Source organism: Nitratireductor aquibiodomus NL21 = JCM 21793 (genome assembly GCF_000615975.1).
Taxonomy (GTDB): Bacteria; Pseudomonadota; Alphaproteobacteria; order Rhizobiales; family Rhizobiaceae; genus Nitratireductor; species Nitratireductor aquibiodomus.
The window spans coordinates 98,695-107,366 of sequence record NZ_BAMP01000004.1 but is presented as its reverse complement, the minus strand read 5'-3'; the positions used below and the strand labels follow the sequence as shown (position 1 = coordinate 107,366).

Sequence of the window (8,672 nt, the reverse complement as noted above, 5' to 3'; positions counted from 1 at the left end):
CCGGCAAGTGCCGCTGCGGACGCGATGAAGCTCTTGGTCGCCGCGACGCTCCGCTCCGGTCCGGCATGGATCGGCAAGACGATGTCGGCCGCCTTCGCAAGCGGGCTGTCGGCCACGTTGACCACAGCGAGCGTCACCGCGCCGCCCTTCTTGGCCGATGCCTGCGCGGCAACGATGTCAGGACTCCCGCCGGATTGGGAAATCGTGATGTGAAGCGCGCGCTCCAGTTTTAGCGACGCGTCATAGACGGACGCCACCGAAGGGCCGATGGAGGCCACGGGAATGCCCGTGTGGATCTCGAACAGATATTTGAAGAAGCTCGCGGCATGATCCGACGAGCCCCGCGCCGACATGCTCACCACGGCGGGTCCGCGCTCGGCAATCACCCGGCCAAGTTCGGCGAAGGTCTTTGCCTCTTGCGCAAAAAGCCGCTCTACCGCCTCGGCAGCCTCGGCGGTTTCCTGAAACATCAGGGAAGGCGTGTCAGTCATGTCAGTCTTTCCGTGGGTTCGTAGGTAAATGTGGGACCATTCAGCCAAGTTCGGCAAGCGCACGGTGCAGGTCGTCGCCATTGCGATCGAGGGCGGCCTTCGCCTCCCCCGCCGAAAGGCACGCAGGACGAGCACTGCCGGCTTGACGTGGAATTCCGTCTCCTCGAGCGCCCTCCGCGCCGAAGCCTCGTCGCAGTCGGCAACCTGCATCAGCATCTCGACAGCGCGGCGCACCAGCTTCCTGTTGGAGGGCTTCATGTCCACCATGCGGCCGCGATAAACCTTGCCCAGCCGCATCATGACCGCCGTGGAAAAAAGGTTCATCGCGATCTTCTGGCTGGTGCCGGCCGCCATGCGCGTGGAGCCGGCAAGCACCTCCGCGCCCGTTTCCAGAAGCACCGCACAATCAGCGCTCTCAAGAAGCGCGCTGCCGGGATTGTTGGCGATGCCGATGGTCAGCGCCCCGCGCGCCTTCGCGGCCTCGATTGCGGCCAGCGTATAGGGCGTGCTTCCGCTCGCGGCGAGCCCGACGACCACGTCCTGAGGACCACAGTTGACGGCGTCGATCTCGGCTCTGCCCGCATCCGTGTCGTCCTCGGCACTTTCGCGCGCTTCAGCCACACTGATGCTGCCGCCGGCGAGCAGAAAAAGGCTGCGCTCCTCCGGCCAGCCAAACGTGGGATAAAGCTCGACCGCATCCAGCATGGCCACACGGCCCGATGTGCCGGCGCCCACATAGATGAGTCGGCTCTCCGGGCTCGTCAGGCGCTTCGCCGCCGCTTCGACAGCCTCTTCCAGCGCCGGGAGTGCCGCAGCGGCCGCATCCACCGCGGCCCGCTGACCATCAAGCATGGCGCTCAGCATATCCGCGGTCGAAAACCGCTCAATGTCACGATACGCCTGGCTTGCTGTTTCTGTCGCTGTTGTCATGGCCGGCTCTCTGGTTGCGGTCTGACCGTCTTTGATAGACCAATTAAATACCAAATGATTTATCAGGCATCCTTGCAAAAATCCATTCCCCTGAACAGAATTTACGCGCAACCATTATATCTGCCTGTTTCAGAAATAAGACAGCGCGCTTCCGGTCAAATCCGCTTGCATTGGGTTTCCGTAGAATCCATAATTGGACTTATAAGATAAATACCATTTCTACGATGATGAGCCCGCCAAATCGATGACAGATACCCTTCCAGAAACGAGGGAAGATCTCGGCGCACTCCTCGCCCGGAGCATCGAAATCGATGCCGCCGACGCGACGCCGCGCTACATCCGGCTCGCCAATGCGCTGCGGCTTCTGATCGAGACCGATGCTCTGGGCACCGGAGCCGCATTGCCGTCGGAGCGCCTCTTGGCCGGGATGACCGGACTCTCGCGCGTCACCGTGCGGCGCGGCATTGAGCTCCTGGTGCGCGAGGGTGTGCTGGAACAGCGCCGGGGCTCGGGCACCTATGTTCTCGCACCGGTCGAGCGTTTCGAGCAGCCACTGGCGGCGATCACCAGCTTCACCGAGGACATGCTTTCCTATGGTCGGAAGCCCGAAACGCGCTGGCTGGCACGCGAATATGCAAGCCCTTCGGCGCAGGAGGCCATGACGCTCGGTCTCTCGCCCGGCGACCGCGTGCTGCGGCTGCATCGTCTGCGGCTTGCCGATGCCCTGCCGCTTGCGGTCGAACTGGCCATCGTGCCGGCAGACCTTCTGCCGGACCTTTCAGCCCTGGGGACCTCGCTCTACGAGTCCATGGCATCAGCCGGGGCGCGGCCGCACAAGGCGCTGCAGCGCATGCGCGCATGTGCCCTGCCGGAGTTCGAAGCGCGCCTTCTCGAAGCCGAGGCCGGAGAGCCCGCCCTTTTTCTGGAACGCATATCGCGCACGGTCGAAGGGCGCGTGGTGGAGTTCACCCGTTCCCACTTCAAAGGCGACCGGTTCGACTTCGTCGCCGAACTCAATCTGCACCGGGAAACTTAAAGCGATTCCAGGAAACGGATCAGATTGTCCCGATCCTGCTTTGCCATGTCGACCACGCGATCACGCGCCGCCTGCGCCTCTCCGCCGTGCCAGAGAACGGCCTCAAGCAGCGTCCGCGCACGACCGTCATGCAGGAAGGTCGCTTCCGCATTCACCGTCGCGGTAAGGCCGATCCCCCAGAGCGGCGGCGTGCGCCATTCATAGCCATCGGCAAGCCCCTCGCCGCGACCATCGGCCAGCCCCTCGCCCATGTCATGCAGCAGCATGTCGGTATACGGCCAGATCAGCTGGAAGCGCAGGGCCGGATCGTCCACATCGCGCCGGGTCACATATTTCGGCCGATGGCACGAGGCACAGCCACTGTCGTAAAAGACCTTCTTCCCGGCAAGCACCGCAGAGTCATCCACGTCACGCCGCACGGGCACCGCGAGGTGGCTCGAATAGAAAGTCACGAGGTTCAACAGGTCTTCCGGCACTTCCTCGGCGCCCAGTCGCTCCTGCGCGCCATGCGGCAGGGCCCGGCATTCGGTCTGCACCGCGGTGCAGTCACCCCAATGGTCCGGCGCAAGCGGGGTCGAAAGCCCCATATCGCCGGAAAACGCGCCTGCCGTCTGTTCGGCGATGGTGGGCGCGATGGCCTTCCAGCCAAAGCGGCCAAGCTTCCATTGGCCCTCCACGTCGCGCACCCTTGCCGCGCGTCCGGAAATACCGTCGCCATCTTCATCGTCGGGGTCGGCCCAGGCGACAATGTCGGCCTCGTGCACGCTTTCCAGAAGACCGAGCCCGATCATCGGCGGCGCGACGCGCGCCGACATCATCAGATCATCGCGCATCGGGCCGAAACCGGGTTCGGCGACCCGAAGCGTCGGCTTGCGCAGTGTGACCGTCTCGCCCCCGGAAAGCGCCACCGGCACGTCCTCATAGGTAATCGCGACACGGCCCTCGGGATTGAGCCCGGCCACCGCATGGTCCTGAAGCTGCAGCCCGTAGACAGGGTCAGGTGCCGCCGCCAAACGACCGTCTGCAATCGCCGCTTCCTGTTCCCTGTTCGCTGGAACGGACAGGCGCACGAGCAGCGACACCGCCGAATCCTCCGGCCTCGCCGGCGCATGACCGCGCCCGTCCTTGATATGGCACGACTGGCAGGCCCGCGCGTTGAACAGCGGTCCAAGACCGTCAGAAGCCTGTGTTGACGACGGCGAGGAAACCCAGTCCTTGCGGAAAAGACCGTTGCCGAGCAGGAAGCGCTCCAGTTCGGCAAATTCCAGATTGGCGGAAGAGTGCGAGAACGCGTCCGCATTGATCAGCTTCGTCGACGTTGTCGCGCCTGCAGACATGCGCTCGAAACGTTCCGGCTTGTCGAAAGTGGTCGCAGGCCGGGTCACCTTTTCCACCCGCCTGCGATCCTTCTCGCTCAGATCTTCGCGGGAACCAGGGGACAGACTGTCCGCCTGAACGGATAGCGTCACGAGAGAAATCAGGCCACTCAGAAGCGCGGCGCGGACAGAAGCGTTCATGGAAAGGGTCTATACAAACGGACACCGGGCCGACAAGCGGCCCGGTGCAGAATTGATCTCACTCAAAAACGGCGTCGGGGTTATCGAGGCTGTCAGAGCCTTCGAGTTCGATACCGGAAAGGTCGAGTGCAACAATCACGCGCTCCAGCGAGCGGGTCTGGTCGACAAGCCCGTCAATGGCTGCCTGCACGACCGCATTGCCTTCCTCGTTCCCCTGACCGATCATCTGGTCATAGGCTTCGCCGCCCTCGGCGCGTTCCTTCAAAGCCGTCATCGCCTCCAGCGTGGTGTCGAGCTTCGCCTTCACCTCTTCGGCGAGCGCCGGGTCCTTCTCGGACACCAGGTCGGCAAGGCTCGGACCCTCAACCTTGGACCCATCGACACGCTCATAGGAACCGAAATAGACATTCCGGATACCGACGAGATCATAATAGTGGCTGTTGTGGGTGTTGTCGGAGAAGCAGTCATGCTCCTCTTCGGGATCGTTCAGAAGCAGGCCCAGCTTCATGCGCTCGCCTGCCAGTTCGCCATAGGAAAGCGATCCAAGGCCCGTCAGCATGGCGGTCAGGCCGGCCTTCGGGTCAGCCGTCACCTCCGCGCGCGCCTCGCCATCGGTCTGCCAGTTGGCCACCATCTCTTCCAGATCGGTGACCAGGAGGTCGGCAGCGGCCTGAAGATACTGTCCACGACGGTCGCAATTGTCGCCGGTGCAGTTGTCCGCATCGAAATCGGTGTGGGAGCGCGCGCCGGCGCCAGCATCCGTTCCGTTGAGATCCTGCCCCCAGAGGAGAAACTCGATGGCGTGGTAGCCCGTGGCCACATTCGCCTCGATGCCGCCAGCCTCGTGAAGCGACTGGATCACCTCGGGCGTGATCTCGGAGACATCGATCTCCGTACCGCCGGCGCTCACCTTGTCGTTGGCGACCACATTGACCGTGTAGAATTCGTTGGCATCGGATTCCGTGCCGTAGCTCGCGTCGACATAGTCGATCAGGCCCTCATCGAGCGGCCAGGCGTTCACCTTGCCTTCCCATTCATCGACAATCGCGTTGCCAAAGCGATAAGCCTCGCTCTGCTGGTAAGGAACACGCGCCGCGAGCCAGGCTTCACGGGCGGCTGCCATCGTTTCTTCAGACGGCGCCTCCACCAGCCGGTTCACCGCTTCGCGCAGCGTCTTCGCGGTCTTCAGGCTGTCTTCATAGGTGGCCAGCGCAATGTCTGCATAGGTGGAAACCACCTCCTGCGGCTCGGCTGCAACAGCCGGCGATGCCATGACGGCTGCGAGTGCGGTACCGATGAGTAAACGACGCTTCATGTGACTTCCCCTCTCGTCCAATCCAGATCATCGACCGCAGAAAACATGCGATCGACCTGCGGCCATTGACGGCCATCAAATAATGTGGATTTAGATTATCAGGTTTATGAAGGCAACCCCGGCGTCGCTTTTGCGGGGCTACTCCATCGCTCTGACAGCGATCACCGCATTGGTGCCGCCAAACGCAAACCCGTTGCTGAGCGCCACGCGCACATCCCGCCTGCGCGCCTCATTTGGGGTCACGTCCAGATCGCAGTCGGGATCGGCCTCCCGGTAACCGGCCGTGGGAGGCACCACGCCATCCCGGATCGCCATGACGCAGGCGATCAGTTCCAGCGCACCGGATGCGCCCAGGCAATGCGCATGCATCGATTTGGTCGAAGACACGGAGAGCTTCTCCGCATGCGCGCCGAACACGCGCCTGATCGCCTCCGTTTCAATCTTGTCGTTGGCCTTGGTGCCGGTGCCATGCGCATTGATGTAATCGACATCGGCAGGCGAAAGGCCGGCTTCATCCAGACACGCCTTGAGGGCGGACACCGGCCCGTCGACTGTTGGAGCCACAATATCCGAGGCATCGGCGGACATGCCACCACCGGCAAGCTCGGCCAGAATAGTTGCACCGCGCGCCTTTGCGTGTTCCAGCGTTTCGAGAACGGCAATGCCGGCGCCTTCGCCGAGCACCAGCCCGTTACGGTCGGCCGAGAAAGGCCGGCAGGTCTCGGATGCAAGGACCCGCAGCGCTTCCCATCCCTTTAGAATGCCGTAGATCAGCGGCGCGTCCGAACCACCGGCAAGCATGACATCGGCCCGGCCGAGCCTGATCTGATCGGCAGCGGCCAATATTGCATGGTTGGATGATGAACAGGCAGACGTCGCGCCGAAAACAGGCCCGCGCAGACCAAGCGTCATGCTGACCTGCCCGGCGGCAGCGCCCGGCATGACACGCGGCACCGTGAAAATTCCGGTCCGCGGCTTCCCCTCAAGGAGAATGGCCCGATAGCTGTCTTCGATGGCTTCCCAGCCGCAAACGCCTGTGCCGACGACGGCCCCCACACGGTGCGTGTTCGATGCGTCAACCGTAAAACCCGACTGGCTCAGCGCTTCCTGGGCGGAGATCGCCGCAAGAAGGCTGAAGCGGTCCATGGTCACGAGCCGTTTCCGGTCGATCCCGTGATCCGGCAAATCCTTGATCTCGGCACCGATGCGCACTTTCAGTTCGTGAAGTGCTGCGGTGGTGATTGGTCCGATGGCAGGACGACCGGCCCGCATGGCCGACCAGATGGCCGGGGCGTCGGTTCCAAGCGCGCAAATGCCGCCGATGCCGGTTATGACGATGCGCGGCGCTGTCATTTATTTCTTGGCGTCCACCAGTTCACGAACGGCGGCAACGATGTCCTTGACCGTTTCCATGTTCTCCCAGGCTTCAGCGGTGTTCATCTCCACCTCGATATTGAACTCGTCTTCGACATCGAAAATGATCTCGGTGAGTTCGAGGGAATGAATGCCAAGGTCGGCCAGTGGCGTATCGAGCGTGATGGTCTCGACATCGTCCTGCGCGTGGGTCTTGATCTTCTCCAGGATCGTCTTGCCGATCTCGTCTGCGCTCAAACTGGCTTCAGCATTCATGAAACATCTCCTGGGACTGCTTGCTTTTGCGCCGGCTGTGATATCGCGGGGCAAGTCGTCCGCACTCTACTCTTGACAATCTGCAGCCATAAGAAACCAAAGCGGGGCAAGCGGCAAGGGTATGCGGTGCATATCCGCCGACACCGCACAGTCAGTTTCCGTTTGCACCGCCTTTCACGAAGATTGTTACGGCCCCATTGTCGGCATATTCGAGCGCGACCACGTCTTTGAGCTGGATCGAGCGCGAATCCACCGCATGGAAAAACAGCGCGCTGCCCTCAATCGACTCGCGCAGCAGGCGAATCTCATCCTCGTGTTCGGCAATCACCGAGGCGATCTCGCTTTTCTTTTCATCCAGATCCGGAAGGAAGACGATGTCGATCTCTTCCAGCGAAAAGGTCTTGCGCACCCGCTCGGCGTTCTCCGCCGTTGCGCCGATCGCCGCTACGATGCGCGCGCTCGCCGTTTCGGCCTCGACCTCTTCGGTCTTTACCTCGGAGCCAACGATGGCATCGATAGCCTCTTCGCTCTGCAGGCCCTGTGCAGAAAGTGGGGTCTGCAGGGCAAATGCCACTGCCAGCGCCAGTGCTGCGATCCAGTGAAATCTGGCATCGACCGATCCCGGCCGCGCCGCAGTGCTCAAGCTCATGATTCAATCCCGTATGTTCCGTCGCGCAGAAAACATGTTCTGCCACGGAAGGCAACGGGCACACCATGGTGCGGGTTCCCTCAGAGCCAGGTCGGGTAATCCGAAACGAGCAGCCGATAGGGGTCTTCGTCTTCCTCGATCTCGGAAAACCGCGCGATCGGGTCGGCGAAAATATTGTCCGTCACGTCGTCGTTCACGGTTGAAACCTCACCGATCAGCACATCGTCCTTCTCGCCCCAGAAGGCATGCCAGACACCGGGCAGGAGCGTAACGCTCTCTCCAGCTGCAGTCTCAGGACACCGCCTGCATCCACGCGGCGCATCATGCCGTCCGTGGGCACGCTGACCGGGGCCGTCCGGTCAATCTTGCCATCGGCATCCGACGCAAAAAGCTCGATGCAGAGCGTGCCGCCGCCGCGGTTGATGATGTCTTCAGCCTTGATGGCATGGGTGTGCATCGGCGCAACCTGGTCGCGCCGGGAGATCATGATTTTCTCGGCATAGAGCATGCCGCGGCCATGCTTCAAATCGTCCTGATTGCCGTTGCGCACCGTGAAGAGGAACAGGCCGCTCCGGTCGAAATCGCCGCCGCCATAGTCGGTGATGTCCCAGCCGAGTCTCGCATCGACAATGCCGCCGATCGACTCGCGCCGCCGTTTCATCTCGTCGGGCGTCCAGTCTGCAAATGGCGGCATCACGTAGCCGAAGGAGCGGATGAACGCGTCTCCCTCGCGCAAAATCTCGTTGACTTTCGACCGTTTCACCGCCGCCTCCCATATGCGAACCGATTTAGATCGTCGGTTCGTATCGCAAGCCGGGCGCCGCGCCAAGACGTTTGTTTGCTCAGAATGCCTTGAAGGTCAACGTGGTGAGCGAGCGACGGATGCCAGGCACATTGGCAATATTCTCGCTGACGAATTTTCCGATGTCGACGCCATCGTCGATATAGACCTTCATGAGCAGGTCGTAGTCGCCGCTGGTCGAGTAGAGTTCCGAGGCGATTTCGCGCTTGTAAAGCTCATCGGCAACCTCGTAGGTCTTGCCGGGCTTGCAGCGCAGTTGAACGAAGACAGGTCTCATAGGGGCTCCATGGAGCGGATGCTAAA

At 62.0% G+C, this 8,672-nt stretch carries 8 protein-coding genes and 2 pseudogenes; 1 reads left to right on the top strand and 9 read right to left on the bottom strand.

Going from position 1 to position 8,672, the window contains the following annotated elements:
- Positions 1–491, bottom strand: a 491-nt coding sequence (locus JCM21793_RS02395; protein WP_025029344.1) for an SIS domain-containing protein, incomplete at its 3' end; no start/stop codon positions are given.
- Positions 492–674: 183 nt separating this feature from the next.
- A pseudogene (locus tag JCM21793_RS23685) lies at positions 675–1,421 on the bottom strand (N-acetylmuramic acid 6-phosphate etherase); the annotation flags it as partial.
- 244 nt (positions 1,422–1,665) lie between these two features.
- Here JCM21793_RS23685 and JCM21793_RS02385 point away from each other — a divergent pair.
- The gene (locus tag JCM21793_RS02385) at positions 1,666–2,457 is read left to right on the top strand and encodes a GntR family transcriptional regulator (RefSeq protein WP_025029343.1); all 792 of its coding nucleotides are present in this window, start codon (positions 1,666–1,668) and stop codon (positions 2,455–2,457) included.
- On the opposite strand, the gene JCM21793_RS02380 is transcribed toward JCM21793_RS02385, so the two are convergent.
- From JCM21793_RS02380 to JCM21793_RS02350, 7 genes and pseudogenes are all read right to left on the bottom strand, one after another.
- Positions 2,454–3,974, bottom strand: a complete 1,521-nt coding sequence (locus tag JCM21793_RS02380; RefSeq protein ID WP_025029342.1) for a di-heme oxidoreductase family protein — start codon at positions 3,972–3,974, stop codon at positions 2,454–2,456. The genes JCM21793_RS02385 and JCM21793_RS02380 overlap by 4 nt on opposite strands.
- A 58-nt stretch (positions 3,975–4,032) precedes the next feature.
- Positions 4,033–5,289 carry an imelysin family protein gene (locus JCM21793_RS02375; protein ID WP_025029341.1) on the bottom strand — a complete coding sequence of 419 codons (1,257 nt, stop codon included), beginning with the start codon at positions 5,287–5,289 and terminating at the stop codon, positions 4,033–4,035.
- Between the two features lie 138 nt (positions 5,290–5,427).
- Positions 5,428–6,642 carry a beta-ketoacyl-[acyl-carrier-protein] synthase family protein gene (locus JCM21793_RS02370; RefSeq protein ID WP_025029340.1) on the bottom strand — a complete coding sequence of 405 codons (1,215 nt, stop codon included), beginning with the start codon at positions 6,640–6,642 and terminating at the stop codon, positions 5,428–5,430.
- Positions 6,643–6,918, bottom strand: a complete 276-nt coding sequence (locus tag JCM21793_RS02365; protein ID WP_007010696.1) for an acyl carrier protein — start codon at positions 6,916–6,918, stop codon at positions 6,643–6,645.
- 151 nt (positions 6,919–7,069) lie between these two features.
- Positions 7,070–7,567 carry a hypothetical protein gene (locus JCM21793_RS02360; protein WP_025029339.1) on the bottom strand — a complete coding sequence of 166 codons (498 nt, stop codon included), beginning with the start codon at positions 7,565–7,567 and terminating at the stop codon, positions 7,070–7,072.
- An 80-nt stretch (positions 7,568–7,647) separates the two neighbouring features.
- Positions 7,648–8,330, bottom strand: a pseudogene (locus JCM21793_RS23680) (D-lyxose/D-mannose family sugar isomerase).
- 79 nt (positions 8,331–8,409) lie between these two features.
- On the bottom strand, positions 8,410–8,646 hold the full coding sequence (locus JCM21793_RS02350; protein WP_007010700.1) for an Lrp/AsnC ligand binding domain-containing protein: 237 nt from the start codon (positions 8,644–8,646) through the stop codon (positions 8,410–8,412).
- Between the last annotated feature and the right edge of the window lie 26 nt (positions 8,647–8,672).

Excerpts from the sequence above, each read along its gene's own strand:
- JCM21793_RS02375 (WP_025029341.1), bottom strand. The coding sequence starts at position 5,289 with ATGAAGCGTCGTTTACTCATCGGTACCGCACTCGCAGCCGTCATGGCA.
- JCM21793_RS02360 (WP_025029339.1), bottom strand. The coding sequence starts at position 7,567 with ATGAGCTTGAGCACTGCGGCGCGGCCGGGATCGGTCGATGCCAGATTT.
- JCM21793_RS02385 (WP_025029343.1), top strand. The coding sequence starts at position 1,666 with ATGACAGATACCCTTCCAGAAACGAGGGAAGATCTCGGCGCACTCCTC.
- JCM21793_RS02365 (WP_007010696.1), bottom strand. The coding sequence starts at position 6,918 with ATGAATGCTGAAGCCAGTTTGAGCGCAGACGAGATCGGCAAGACGATC.
- JCM21793_RS02350 (WP_007010700.1), bottom strand. The coding sequence starts at position 8,646 with ATGAGACCTGTCTTCGTTCAACTGCGCTGCAAGCCCGGCAAGACCTAC.
- JCM21793_RS02380 (WP_025029342.1), bottom strand. The coding sequence starts at position 3,974 with ATGAACGCTTCTGTCCGCGCCGCGCTTCTGAGTGGCCTGATTTCTCTC.
- JCM21793_RS02370 (WP_025029340.1), bottom strand. The coding sequence starts at position 6,642 with ATGACAGCGCCGCGCATCGTCATAACCGGCATCGGCGGCATTTGCGCG.